This window comes from Streptomyces sp. EDA2-14 (genome assembly GCF_054963755.1).
Map to the genome: position 1 here is coordinate 169168 of NZ_JBUEGE010000008.1, position 12965 is coordinate 182132.

The 12965-nt window shown below is 70.1% G+C and carries 14 protein-coding genes; all 14 read right to left on the bottom strand.

Annotated elements, in window-relative coordinates; genetic code table 11:
- Nucleotides 1-160: 160 nt before the first annotated feature.
- Nucleotides 161-700 carry an adenine phosphoribosyltransferase gene (locus ACY34M_RS21425; protein WP_462719577.1) on the bottom strand — a complete coding sequence of 180 codons (540 nt, stop codon included), beginning with the start codon at nt 698-700 and terminating at the stop codon, nt 161-163.
- 144 nt (nt 701-844) lie between these two features.
- Nucleotides 845-1987, bottom strand: coding sequence for a protein translocase subunit SecF (gene secF / locus ACY34M_RS21430; protein ID WP_462719576.1), 1143 nt, complete (start codon nt 1985-1987; stop codon nt 845-847).
- Between the two features lies 1 nt (nt 1988).
- Nucleotides 1989-3743 carry a protein translocase subunit SecD gene (secD, locus tag ACY34M_RS21435; RefSeq protein WP_462719575.1) on the bottom strand — a complete coding sequence of 585 codons (1755 nt, stop codon included), beginning with the start codon at nt 3741-3743 and terminating at the stop codon, nt 1989-1991.
- A gap of 140 nt (nt 3744-3883) precedes the next feature.
- Nucleotides 3884-4384: a preprotein translocase subunit YajC gene (yajC, locus tag ACY34M_RS21440; RefSeq protein WP_462719574.1), complete on the bottom strand. Its 501-nt coding sequence runs from the start codon at nt 4382-4384 to the stop codon at nt 3884-3886.
- A 164-nt stretch (nt 4385-4548) separates the two neighbouring features.
- Complete coding sequence (gene ruvB / locus ACY34M_RS21445; protein ID WP_462719573.1) at nt 4549-5628, bottom strand: Holliday junction branch migration DNA helicase RuvB; 1080 nt, start codon at nt 5626-5628, stop codon at nt 4549-4551.
- 69 nt (nt 5629-5697) lie between these two features.
- Nucleotides 5698-6309 (bottom strand): Holliday junction branch migration protein RuvA, encoded by a 612-nt coding sequence (gene ruvA / locus ACY34M_RS21450; RefSeq protein WP_462719572.1) that lies wholly within the window; start codon nt 6307-6309, stop codon nt 5698-5700.
- Nucleotides 6306-6836 (bottom strand): crossover junction endodeoxyribonuclease RuvC, encoded by a 531-nt coding sequence (gene ruvC, locus ACY34M_RS21455; protein WP_462719571.1) that lies wholly within the window; start codon nt 6834-6836, stop codon nt 6306-6308. Before ruvC ends, ruvA begins: the two co-directional genes overlap by 4 nt.
- 105 nt (nt 6837-6941) lie before the next feature.
- Complete coding sequence (locus ACY34M_RS21460; protein ID WP_462719570.1) at nt 6942-7694, bottom strand: YebC/PmpR family DNA-binding transcriptional regulator; 753 nt, start codon at nt 7692-7694, stop codon at nt 6942-6944.
- Between the two features lie 76 nt (nt 7695-7770).
- A complete protein-coding gene (pdxT, locus tag ACY34M_RS21465; RefSeq protein ID WP_462719569.1) occupies nt 7771-8376 on the bottom strand; it encodes a pyridoxal 5'-phosphate synthase glutaminase subunit PdxT in 606 nt (201 codons plus the stop codon).
- Nucleotides 8376-9281 carry a pyridoxal 5'-phosphate synthase lyase subunit PdxS gene (gene pdxS, locus ACY34M_RS21470; RefSeq protein WP_462719568.1) on the bottom strand — a complete coding sequence of 302 codons (906 nt, stop codon included), beginning with the start codon at nt 9279-9281 and terminating at the stop codon, nt 8376-8378. The genes pdxT and pdxS overlap by 1 nt, the downstream gene beginning before the upstream one ends.
- A 136-nt stretch (nt 9282-9417) precedes the next feature.
- Complete coding sequence (locus tag ACY34M_RS21475; RefSeq protein WP_462719567.1) at nt 9418-9963, bottom strand: LemA family protein; 546 nt, start codon at nt 9961-9963, stop codon at nt 9418-9420.
- Nucleotides 9964-9995: 32 nt separating this feature from the next.
- Nucleotides 9996-11156, bottom strand: coding sequence for a glycosyltransferase family 4 protein (locus tag ACY34M_RS21480; protein ID WP_462719566.1), 1161 nt, complete (start codon nt 11154-11156; stop codon nt 9996-9998).
- The gene (locus ACY34M_RS21485) at nt 11153-12067 is read right to left on the bottom strand and encodes a phosphatidylinositol mannoside acyltransferase (RefSeq protein WP_462719565.1); all 915 of its coding nucleotides are present in this window, start codon (nt 12065-12067) and stop codon (nt 11153-11155) included. Before ACY34M_RS21485 ends, ACY34M_RS21480 begins: the two co-directional genes overlap by 4 nt.
- Nucleotides 12064-12780, bottom strand: coding sequence for a phosphatidylinositol phosphate synthase (gene pgsA / locus ACY34M_RS21490; protein WP_462719718.1), 717 nt, complete (start codon nt 12778-12780; stop codon nt 12064-12066). The genes ACY34M_RS21485 and pgsA overlap by 4 nt, the downstream gene beginning before the upstream one ends.
- Between the last annotated feature and the right edge of the window lie 185 nt (nt 12781-12965).

A 12965-nucleotide genomic window follows, 5' to 3' on the forward strand; every position in this document is an offset into this window, starting at 1 on the left:
CTCGTGCACACGGGTCCCGGTTCAGGCCCCGGAGAGCCCATGGTATCGATCCGGCGCCTCCGGCTCGCCCCGGGCCGCTGGGACCCCGTCGTACTGATGAAACAGCGGAGGCGGGCGCCGGATTCCTCCAGGCCCGCCGGTACGGCTGTGAACTGGCGATTTACACGACGAGCAGAGCGTCGAGCGGGGCGCCCTGAAGCGCGGATTCCAGTCGTCCGCGGCCCGGCAGGAAGCCCAGCTCCATGAGGACGGCGCAGCCCGCGACCTCGGCGCCCGCGCGGCGGATCAGGTGGACCGCTGCCTCGGCGGTGCCGCCGGTGGCCAGCACGTCGTCGATCACCATGACGCGGTCGTCGGCGCCGAGGTCCTCGGCGTGCACCTCGATCTGGGCGGAGCCGTACTCAAGGTCGTACGACTGTGCGAGTGTCGCACCGGGGAGCTTGCCCGCCTTGCGTACGGGGATGAATCCGAGGCCCGCGCGGATCGCGACGGGGGCGCCCAGGATGAAGCCGCGCGCCTCCAGGCCGACGATCTTCGTGGCGCCGTTGCGGACGCAGAGCTCCGCGAGGGTGTCGGTGAGGGCGGTGAAGGCCGCCGGGTCCGCGAGCAGCGGCGTGATGTCCTTGAAGAGGACTCCGGGCTCCGGGTAGTCCTGCACGTCGCGGATGCGGCTGAGGAGCAGCTCCTTGATGTCGGTCATTTCTGCACCTCAGCGAGTGTCTCAAGGGGTTTTCAACGGCTTTGCGCGACCGCCAACCCTAGCAGTCGGCACTGTCACCGAACGCCAAGGGCGCCAGGGCCTCGAAGGCTCCTGGCGCCCTGGTGTCGAGCGGGCCGGTTCGGCTCAGCGGCGCTTGCCCGAGGGGCGGCCGCGGCCTCGGTTGCGGGCCGGCTGGTTGCGCGGTCCCGAACCGGATGCCGCGGACGCGGCCGGAGCGGCGTCCTCCGGGTCGTCGGCTTCGCCCTCCGGCGAGCCGTCCGCCTGGTGCCCCACGACGGCGGCCGTGTCGGCCTTCGCCGCGGCGGCGGAGCGCTTGGCGAGCACCCGCTTCTTGAGCGCCTTCATCTTCGGGTCGCGCTCCTTGAGGTCTGCGACCAGCGGAGTGGCGATGAAGATCGACGAGTACGCACCGGCGGCGAGACCCACGAAGAGCGACAGCGAGATGTCGTTCAGCATGCCCGCGCCGAGGAAGCCGCCGCCGATGAACAGCAGGCCCGCGACCGGGAGGAGCGCCACGACCGTGGTGTTGATCGAGCGGACCAGGGTGCTGTTGATCGACCGGTTGGCGACCTCGCTGTACGTGAAGCGGGTCTGCTTCTCCAGGCCCTTCGTCTGTTCCTTGAGCGAGTCGAAGACGACGACCGTGTCGTAGAGCGAATAACCAAGGATGGTCAACAGACCGATCACCGTGCCCTGCGTGACCTCGAAGCCCACCAGGGCGTAGATCCCGACGGTGATCGTGATGTCGTGGATGAGCGCGACGAGTGCCGCGACCGCCATCCGCCACTCGAAGGCGATCGCCAGATAGATCACGACCAGGACCATGAAGATGGCCAGGCCCTGCCATGCCTTGTTGGCGATCGAGGCGCCCCAACTGGGGCCCACCAGGTCGGCGTTGATGTCGTCGGCCTTGATGTCCATGTCCTTGGACAGCTCGGCCTTGATCTGGTCCGACTTGGCGGTGTCGACGCCCGCGACCTGAATGCGCAGACCGCCCGAGCCGAGCTCCTGGACGACCGCCGGGTGACCCGAGGCGTCCGCGGCGTACTCCTCGGCCTTCTGGGCCGAGACGCTCGTCTTGGGCGTCGTGAAGATCGCGCCGCCCTCGAACTCGATGCCCATGTTCAGGCCGCGCACCCCGAGGCCGACGATGGCCGTGATGGTGATGAGGATCGAGACGCCGTACCAGATCATTCGCTTGCCGATGAAGTCGTAACCGACCTCACCGCGGTACAGCCTGGCGCCGAGATTGCCGAGCTTCGACATCTCACGCCTCCTTCGGGTCGACAGGGCGGGTGGCGCGGCGGGTGCGACGCAGCGGGGGCTGCACGCCGAGGCGCTTCGGGTCGAGGCCGGACCACTTGTGCCCGCCCGTGAAGAACTTGGTGCGGGCCAGCATCGTCATCAGCGGCTTCGTGAAGAGGAAGACCACGACGATGTCGAGCAGCGTGGTCAGGCCGAGCGTGAACGCGAAGCCCTGCACCTTGCCGACGGTCACGATGTAGAGCACCGCGGCCGCGAGGAACGACACGAAGTCGGAGACCAGGATGGTGCGCCGGGCTCGCGGCCAGGCACGCTCCACCGCGGGACGCACCGTGCGTCCCTCTCTGATCTCGTCCCGGATCCGCTCGAAGTACACGATGAACGAGTCCGCGGTGATACCGATGGCCACGATGGCACCACAGACGGCCGGCAGGTTCAGCGCGAAGCCGATGGCCGGGCCGAGCAGCGTCATCAGGGTGTACGTCAGGATGCCGGACGTGAGCAGCGAGGCGAGGGCGACGAGCGACAGGCCTCGGTAGTAGACCACCAGGTAGATGATGACCAGCGCGAGGCCGATGGCGCCCGCGATCAGGCCGGCGTCGAGCTGCTCACCACCGAGCGCGGCGGTCACCGAGGTGACGCTCTGCTCGTGGAAGGTCAGCGGCAGGGCGCCGTAGGACAGCACGTTGGCCAGGTCCTGGGCGGACTCCTGGGTGAAGGAGCCGGAGATCTCGGCGTTCTGGCTCAGGGTGGAGCTGACGCTGGGGGCGGAGACCACGTCGCCGTCGAGGACGATGGCGAACTGGTTCATCGGCGACTGCTGGCTCTTGAGCTTGCTGGTCGTCGCGGCGAACTTCTTCGAGCCCGAGCCCGTGAACTCCATGTTCACGACCCACTGGCCGGACTGCTGGTTGATGGTCGCCTGGGACTTCTTGACGTCCTTGCCGCCCACCTCGGACGGGCCGAGGATGTACTTCTGCCACTGCCCCTGGCTCTGACCGCAGGCAATGATCGGGTCCGTGGACTTGGCGCCCTCGTTGATCTTGGTGCGGGCTGCCTTGTCCGTGCAGTCGAGCTGCATGAACTTCTTCTGCAGCGCGGTGGTCGCCGGGTCCGTGCTCGCGCTCGGGGTCGCCTGCGCGTCGTCGCCGCTCTTCGCGGAGGCGCTCGGCGTCGCGTCGGCCTTGAGGCTGTCGGTGACGGCACGGCCCTGCGTCGTGGCGCTCGGGGTCGGCGTGGCCGTCGCCTTGTCGGACGACTTGTCCGAGCCGGTGGCCTTGCCGGTCGCCTTGCCGCCGGAGGAGGCGCTCGGGGACGGGGTGGCCGACTTGTCGCCCTTGCCGGTCGGCTGGCCGGCCGTCATCGTGAGCACCGGACGGAAGTAGAGCTGCGCGGTCGTACCGACCTGCTCGCGAGCCTGCTTCTCGTTCGTCCCTCGCGGGATGTTGACGATGATGTTGCTCTTGCCCTGCGTCTGGACCTCGGCCTCGGAGACACCCATGCCGTTGACGCGGCGGTTGATGATGTCCGCCGCCGTGTCCATGTTCGTCTTGTTGATCGCGTTGGGCTTGCCCGGCTCGTTCTTGGCCTCCAGCGTGATGCTGGTGCCGCCCGCGAGGTCGATGCCAAGGCGCGGGGTGAACGTGCCGGAGGCGAACATCCCCCCGACGAGCGCGACCATGATGATCACGATCAGGCCCAGGGCACGCCCCGGCTTCGACTGGGCACCTGCCCCTCGGCTCTTCTTAGGTGTGGCCACCTTCTCGTACTCCCTCTCCATCCGTCCGGCATCGGGGTGGGGTGCCCGGACGGCCATGAAATGGTCGAGAGTCCGCGCGCGTCGCGCACGGACAGGAACCGCGGGGCCCGTCGAGCGGTCGCCCCACGGTTCCGGCCGTACTACTTCGCGTCGGACTCGCCGTCGGTCTTCTTCACCTCGGCGTCGTCGGCCTTCTCGGCCTTCTCAACCTTCTCGGCCTTCTCCGCGTCCTCGGCAGGCTCGTCCTTCTTGCCGAGGTCGATGCGCGATGCGTCGGCGGTCTCGTCGGTCTCGGTGAGGGAGGACGCGTCGTCCGGCACGACGGCGTCGTTGGTCAGTTCGTCATCATCAACGACTTCCTCGCCGTGGACGATGCGGTTGTACTCGTCATCGGTGAGAACAGCGCCGATGGCGTTCTTCGCGAACATGAGGTGGACGCCGGGGCCGGCGTCGAGGAGCACGGCGTCGTCGTGAACTTCCTTGACCGTGGCGTACATGCCCCCGATCGTGCGGACGCCGGAACCGGGCTGCATCTCATTGCGCATCTGGGCGGCCTGCTGCTGCTTCTTCTTGGCAGACCGGGTCATCAGGAACATGGCCCCGATGAGCACAATGAACGGGAGGAGGGTCACAGGACTCACGGGTAGGAACTTCCTTCATTCGGCCGCGTCGAGATGCAGCCGTATCGATGATGGGGTATCGCGCCACCGTAAAGGCGACGTCGGCGGAGTCTAAGCGAGTCCGCACTGTGGGAACAACGCTCAGCATGGCACCGGGGTTCCAGCCCCGGCGACTACCCGCGCCGTCACCCTCCGAAGAGGTCTTGCTGTCCGCCCGCCCCAGGTCTCCCTTGGGGTGCGGTGAGTCCCAGGTGGGCCCACGCGGCGGGAGTCGCGACGCGTCCCCTGGGGGTGCGCGCCAGGAGTCCTTCCCGGACGAGGAAGGGCTCGGCGACCTCCTCCACCGTCTCACGCTCCTCCCCCACGGCCACAGCGAGTGTCGAAAGTCCCACCGGTCCGCCGCTGAACAGCTTCAGCAGGGCCTCCAGCACGGCGCGGTCCAAACGGTCGAGGCCGCGGCCGTCCACCTCGTAGACGCCGAGCGCCGCGGACGCGATGTCCCTGGTGATCTGGCCGTCGGCCTTGACCTGCGCATAGTCGCGGACGCGGCGCAGCAGCCGGTTGGCGATGCGGGGGGTGCCGCGGGAGCGGCCGGCGATCTCGGCGGCGCCCGCCGGGTCGATCTCCACGTCGAGCAGGCCCGCCGAGCGGTGGATCACACGCTCCAGCTCGGGCGGCCCGTAGAACTCCATGTGGGCGGTGAAGCCGAAGCGGTCGCGCAGCGGCGGCGGCAGCAGCCCCGCGCGCGTGGTGGCGCCGACGAGGGTGAACGGCGGCAGCTCCAGCGGGATGGCGGTGGCGCCGGGGCCCTTGCCGACGATGACGTCGACCCGGAAGTCCTCCATCGCCATGTAGAGCATCTCCTCGGCGGGCCGCGACATCCGGTGGATCTCGTCGAGGAAGAGGACCTCGCCCTCCTGGAGGGAGGAGAGGATCGCGGCGAGATCTCCGGCGTGCTGGATCGCGGGGCCGCTGGTGATGCGGATCGGGGCGCCCATCTCGGCCGCGATGATCATGGAGAGGGTGGTCTTGCCGAGGCCGGGGGCGCCGGAGAGCAGGACGTGGTCGGCGGTGGCCCCGCGCGCGCGGGCGGCGCGCAGCACCAGGTCGAGCTGTTCCCTGACCTTCTCCTGACCGATGAACTCGCCCAGGTCCTTGGGGCGCAGCGCCGCCTCGACGGCCTGGTCCTCGGTGTCGGCGGACGCACCGACGAGCCGGTCGGCCTGCGGCGTCGCGGCGTCTTCGGTGGTCTCGTCCCAGTTCATGTGTGGTGCCTCGCGTTACGGATTCGAAAAAGGGGCGGTCGGCTTCGGTGCGCGGTCGGGGCGGCCGGGTCAGCGGGTGCGGTTGAGGGTCTGCAGGGCCGCCTTGAGGAGCTGGCCCACCTGCGGGGTGCCCTCGGTGGCCTCGGCCTGCGGGGCGACCGCGTCGACCGCCTCGTCGGCCTCGCGGGTGGCGTAGCCGAGGCCGATCAGGGCGGCGTGCAGCTGCTCGCGCCAGCCGCTGGTGACGGCCGTGCCGATGGCCTGGCCGCCGGTGCCGAGGGGCTCACCGAGGCGGTCCTTCAGCTCCAGGAGCAGCTTCTGGGCGCCCTTCTTGCCGATGCCGGGGACGGCGGTGAGCGCCTTCTCGTCGCCGGTGGAGACGGCTCTGCGCAGCGCGTCCGGGCTGTGCACGGCGAGCATCGCCTGCGCCAGGCGCGGGCCGACGCCGCTCGCGGTCTGCAGCAGTTCGAAGGTCTGCTTCTCGTCGTCGTCGGCGAAGCCGTACAGGGTGAGCGAGTCCTCCCGTACGACGAGGGACGTGGCGAGCTTGGCCTGCTGGCCGATGCGGAGCGTGGACAGCGTGTTCGGCGTGCACTGGAGGGCCATGCCGACACCGCCCACCTCGACCACCGCTGCGTCGGGGGCGAGGGCGGCGACGGGGCCGCTGACGAAGGCGATCATGCGGTACGGCCTTTCGATGCGTGCAGCGCTACGGCTTGCTGCAGTCGGTTCTGCGCGGGGGCGCGCCAGATGTGGCAGATGGCGAGGGCCAGGGCGTCGGCGGCGTCGGCCGGCTTGGGGGGCGCGTCCAGTCTGAGGAGCCGGGTGACCATGGCCCCCACCTGCGCCTTGTCGGCCCGGCCGCTGCCGGTGACGGCGGCCTTGACCTCGCTGGGCGTATGCAGCGCCACGGGGATGCCGCGGCGCGAGGCGCACAGCATGGCGACGGCGCTGGCCTGGGCGGTGCCCATCACCGTGCTGACGTTGTGCTGGCTGAACACCCGCTCCACGGCGAGGACTTCGGGCCTGTGCTCGTCGAGCCACTGCTCGATGCCCTGCTCGATGGCGACGAGGCGGTGCCCCAACTCGGCGTCCGGCGGCGTCCGTACGACACCGACGCCGCGCATCGTCAGCGGTCGCCCCGCGACCCCTTCGACCACGCCGACACCGCACCGGGTCAGACCCGGGTCCACGCCCAGTACGCGCACGCCTCGCCCCCTACTTCGACTGCCTGTTCGTGCAGGCTATCGGGTGGCACCGACAAAGCGGCGGGCCGACGGGGTGTGTCCCGTCGGCCCGCCGCTGGTGTCACGTCAGGCGTCGACCTTCTCCATGACCTCGTCGGAGACGTCGAAGTTCGCGAAGACGTTCTGCACGTCGTCGCTGTCCTCGAGCGCGTCGATGAGCTTGAAGATCTTGCGCGCGCCGTCCTCGTCGAGCTCGACCTGCATGGTCGGGACGAAGTTGGCGTCGGCCGAGTCGTAGTCGATCCCGGCGTCCACGAGCGCGGTGCGGACGGCGACCAGGTCGGTGGCCTCGGAGAGCACCTCGAAGGACTCGCCCAGGTCGTTGACCTCCTCGGCGCCCGCGTCGAGCACGGCGCCCAGGACGTCGTCCTCGGACAGCTCGGCCTTGGGGACGACCACGACACCCTTGCGGTTGAAGAGGTACGAGACCGAGCCCGGGTCGGCCATCGAGCCGCCGTTGCGCGTCATGGCGACGCGCACGTCGGACGCGGCGCGGTTGCGGTTGTCGGTGAGGCACTCGATGAGCACCGCGACACCGTTCGGCCCGTAGCCCTCGTACATGATCGTCTCGTAGTCGGCGCCGCCGGCCTCGAGGCCGCCGCCGCGCTTGACCGCGGAGTCGATGTTCTTGTTCGGGACCGACTGCTTCTTCGCCTTCTGGATGGCGTCGTACAGCGTCGGGTTGCCCTCGATGTCGGTCCCGCCCATGCGCGCCGCGACTTCGATGTTCTTGATCAGCTTCGCGAAGAGCTTGCCGCGCTTGGCATCGATCACGGCCTTCTTGTGCTTCGTCGTAGCCCATTTAGAGTGGCCGGACATCTGCCTGTCTCCTTCGCGTAACCAACCCAGTAACGGCGCCTTCCCGGCGTGTGCGGCCGGGAGACCCCCGCAGATCCTACAAGGATCCCTCGGCGCCCTTTGCCCGCACCATGTCCACGAACATGGCGTGGATCCTGTGGTCACCCGTGAGCTCGGGGTGGAAGGACGTCGCGAGGGCGCTGCCCTGACGCACGGCGACGATGTGTCCCGCGTGCTCGGCGAGCACCTCCACCTCGGCGCCCACGGACTCCACCCACGGAGCCCTGATGAAGACGCCCTCTACAGGATCGCCCTCGACGCCCCGCACGTCGACCGCCGCTTCGAAGGACTCGTTCTGCCGTCCGAAGGCGTTGCGCCGCACGATCATGTCGATGCCGCCGATGGTCTCCTGGCCCGAGCGCGGGTCGAGGATCTTGTCGGCGAGCATGATCAGGCCCGCGCACGTCCCGTAGACGGGCAGACCGTCACGCACGCGCGCGCGGAGCGGCTCCAGCACGCCGAAGAGGTGGGCCAGCTTGAAGATGGTGGTCGACTCGCCGCCGGGGATGACGAGGCCGTCGACCTCCGCCAGTTCCTCGGCGCGCCGCACGGGCCTGGCCACGGCGTCGGCAGTGGCCAGGGCGACCAGGTGCTCGCGCACGTCGCCCTGGAGCGCGAGCACTCCGACCACGGGGTCGGTCATCACCAGCCCCGGTTCGCGTAGCGCTCGCCCTCGGGCAGCGTGTCGCAGTTGATGCCGACCATGGCCTCGCCGAGGTTGCGGGACGCGTCCGCGACGATCTTCGGGTCGTCGAAGAAGGTGGTGGCCTTCACGATGGCGGCGGCGCGCTTGGCCGGGTCGCCGGACTTGAAGATGCCGGAGCCGACGAAGACGCCCTCGGCGCCGAGCTGGCGCATGAGCGCGGCGTCCGCGGGGGTGGCGACGCCACCGGCGGAGAACAGCACGACCGGCAGCTTGCCGAGCTCGGAGACCTCCTTGACCAGCTCGTACGGGGCGCGCAGCTCCTTGGCGGCGGCGTACAGCTCGTTGTTGTCGCAGCCGCGCAGCTTGGCGATCTCGCCCTTGATCTGGCGCAGGTGGCGGACGGCCTCCACGACGTTGCCGGTGCCGGCCTCGCCCTTGGAGCGGACCATCGCGGCGCCCTCGGCGATACGGCGCAGGGCCTCGCCCAGGTTGGTGGCGCCACAGACGAACGGGGTCGTGAAGGCGAACTTGTCGGAGTGGTTGACCTCGTCGGCCGGGGTGAGCACCTCGGACTCGTCGATGTAGTCGACACCGAGGGACTGGAGCACCTGGGCCTCGACGAAGTGACCGATGCGGGACTTGGCCATCACCGGGATCGAGACGGCGCCGATGATGCCCTCGATCATGTCCGGGTCGGACATGCGGGCCACGCCGCCGTCCTTGCGGATGTCGGCCGGGACCCGCTCCAGAGCCATCACGGCGACGGCGCCCGCGTCCTCGGCGATCTTCGCCTGCTCGGGCGTGACGACGTCCATGATCACGCCGCCCTTGAGCTGCTCGGCCATGCCGCGCTTGACGCGGGCGGTGCCGGTGGCGGGAGCCTGGTTCTCGGAAATGGACACGGGTGACCTCACTCGGTGAACGCGGTAAACGCTGTGAGCGCTGCGGGGAGCGCTTCGTGCACCACCGAGGAAACCTCTGGGGAGCAGGCCACTACAAGGGCCAATGTGCAGGCAGTGGCTCCTTTTGGCCTCGGATCTATGCGGTGGCGCGGTCCGCGAGCGCCACCGGAGGCTCGTCGTCCATCTCGAAGGCCAGCGGGAACGGGGCGTGCCCCGCGAGCCGGAACCAGCGGACCTTGCGGTGCCGGCGCAGCGCCCGGGCGGCGCGTACGGCGTCGTTGTGGAAGCGGCGGGCCATGGGGACGCGGCGGACCGCCTGGGCGAGCTCCTCCGCGGCCTCGTCGCCGCCGGGGGCCTCGCGGACCACCTCGACCTGGTCGGGCTCGCTGAAGATCGCCCTGAGCGCCTGGCTGAGCTCGCTCTCGGCGACCTCGCGCTGCTCCTCCTCGGACTGGCGCGCGGCGTGCGCCGCCTCGTACAGCACGATCGACGCGGCCGGGTCGAGCACGCCGGACGTGGCCAGTTCCTGGGCGACCGAGGCGCGGCGCAGGAGTTGGGCGTCGAGGGCGGCGCGGGCCGCGTCGATTCGGGCGTGCAGTCGGTCGAGGCGTCCTGCGGTCCAGCTCAGGTAGAGCCCGATCGCGAAGAGGCCTACGGCGATCCAGATGAGGGTGACGGTCACGGGCGGCAAGGCTACCGGGACGCCGGCGGGGGTCAGTCCCGCGCCAGGCCGAAGCGCGCCCGCAGGCCCGTCCGCTCGTCCGCCGCGACCGCCGCCGCGCCCTGGGTCACCGTCTCGTAGACCGAGAGGATGTCCGCGCCGACCGTGGACCAGTCGAAGCGGCGGACGTGCTTGCTGCCACGCGCGCGCAGTTCCGCGCGGCGCTCCGGGTCGCCGAGGAGACGCAGGGCCGCGACGGCGAGCGTGTCCGCGTCCTCGTTGGTGAAGAGTTCGCCGGCCGCGCCCTGGTCGAGGACCTGCGCGAAGGCGTCCAGGTCGGAGGCGAGGACCGGGGCCCCCGCCGACATGGCCTCCACCAGGATGATGCCGAAGCTCTCGCCTCCGGTGTTGGGCGCGACGTAGACGTCGACGCTCGCCAGGAGGCGCGCCTTGTCCTCGTCGCTGACCATGCCGAGGAACTCGACGCGGTCGCGCATCTCCTTGGGCAGCGAGGCCACCGCCTCGTCCTCGTCGCCCCGCCCGGCGACGAGCAGCCGGGTCCGCGGGCGTTCGGCGAGGATCTTCGGGAGCGCCTTCATGAGCACGGGCAGGCCCTTGCGGGGCTCGTCGATGCGGCCGATGAAGCCGATGGTGTCGCCCTGCCACTCGGACTTCGGCTCGGCGCGGGCGAAGAAGTCGACGTCGACGCCGTTCGGGATGACGACCGCGTCGCCGCCCAGGTGCTCGACCAGCGTGCGGCGCGCGTACTCGCTCACCGCGATGCGCGCGCTGATCTTCTCCAGGGCGGGCTGCAGGATCGGATACGCGGCGATCATGGCGCGCGAGCGCGGGTTGGACGTGTGGAAGGTCGCGACGATCGGCCCCTGCGCCGCCCAGCAGGTCAGCAGCCCCAGGGAGGGCGACGCCGGCTCGTGGATGTGGACGACGTCGAACGTGCCGTCGTTCAGCCACCTGCGGACGCGCGCTGCGCTCAGGAAGCCGAAATTGAGGCGCGCCACCGAGCCGTTGTACGGCACCGGAACCGCGCGCCCCGCCGACACGACGTACGGCGGCAGGGGGGTCTCGTCGTCCGCAGGCGCGAGGACGGACACCTCGTGCCCCAGGGCGATGAGGTGCTCCGCCAGATCGCGGATGTGGAACTGGACGCCGCCCGGCACGTCCCAGGAGTACGGGCAGACGATTCCGATCCTCACGCCGGCCGCTCCTCAAAGTTGTCCAGGTCGGCAAGCCACAAGCGCTGCAGCATGTGCCAGTCCTCCGGATGGTCCGCGATCCCCGTGGCGAAGGCATCGGCCAGCGCCTGCGTCATGACAGACGTCTTCTCCGCCCGAGTACCTGTCTCCGGCACATCGATGGGCGGATGGACGCGACCCCGCATTATGGCCGAGTCGTCGTACCAGAGGGTCACGGGAAGCAGCAGCGCGCCGGTCTGCTGGGCGAGCATCGCGGGGCCCGCGGGCATCCGCGTCGTCTCGCCGAAGAACTTGACCTCCACACCGGAGGACGACAGGTCGCGGTCGGCGACCAGGCAGACCAGGCCGCCGGAGCGCAGCCGCCGGGCGAGCGTGCCGAAGGCGGAGCCGCCCGTGTGCGGCAGGACCTCCATGCCGAGGCCCTCCCTGTAGGCGACGAAGCGGTCGTACAGGGTCTCCGGCTTGAGCCGCTCGGCGACGGTCGTGAACGGCGTGTCGAGCTGGGTGGTGACCCAGGCGCCCGCCAGATCGTAATTGCCCATGTGGGGCAGGGCGAGGACGACGCCCTTGCCGGCGGCCAGGCCCTCGGTGAGGTAGTGGACGTCCTTGACCGAGAAGCCCTCCTGGATGCGCTCCTTGCTCCACGCGGGGAGCCGGAAGGACTCCATCCAGTAGCGCAGGTACGAGCGCATGCCCTTCTTGGAGAGCTGTTGCAGACGCTGGGGCGTGGCGTCGGGCACCACGCGCGCGAGGTTGGCCTCCAGGCGCTGCACGCCCTTGCCGCGCTTCTTCCAGACGGCGTCGGCGATCGTGCGGCCGAGGCGCTGCGCGACCGGCTCGGGAAGCTTCTTGACGGTCGCCCAGCCGAGCCCGTAGAGGGCGTCGGTGATCCGCTCCTGCGTCCCGCTCACGAGGTGGCCCCCTCCTGGGCGGCGGCCGCCGCGTCGGCCTCCGCGGACTCGCGGCGCACGGTGACCACGCGCTGGATCAGCGTGACGAGGCTGCCCACGGCGACGATCCACAGGGCGACCGGGAGCAGGTACTGGATGCCGGGCACACCGAACTTGTGCAGACCGGCGAAGCCCGCGGCGACGAGCGAGATGACGAGCCGCTCGGCGCGCTCCACCAGCCCGTTCACGGCGACGGGCAGGCCGATCGCCTCACCGCGCGCCTTCGTGTACGACACGACCTGGCCGCTGGCGAGGCAGAAGATCGACACGGCGCACAGAACGCTGTCGTTCCCGCCGCCCGCGTACCAGAGCGCGAGGCCGCCGAAGATGGCGCTGTCGGCGACACGGTCGAGCGTGGAGTCGAGGAAGGCACCCCAGCGGCTGGACCGGCCCAGCTGGCGCGCCATGTTTCCGTCCACGAGGTCCGAGAAGACGAACAGCGTGATGACGACGGTTCCCCAGAAGAACTCACCGCGCGGATAGAAGACCAGCGCACCGGCCACGACTCCGGCGGTGCCCAGGAGCGTGACCGCGTCGGGGCTGACTCCGCGGCGGATGAGAAACGCGGCGAACGGTGTGAGGACACGCGTAAAGAATGCACGCGCGTACTTGTTCAGCATGGCCTTCCCGACGGTCGGTGGCCGCGCGGCCCCTCTGGCCACCGGCTGGCCCATCGTAGCCACGCACACGTGCGAACCGCGGACGGGCCGCACGCGTCGGCGTGCGATCCCGTACGACGTATGGACGCACAGTGACCCGAGTGGAAAGCTCGAAGACACCGCGGGCGTCGCCGAAGCCGCCTCCGCACGCGGATTCGCGTGTCCGCGCCCTTCAGGACCTCACCGAGCAGTAAACCGGG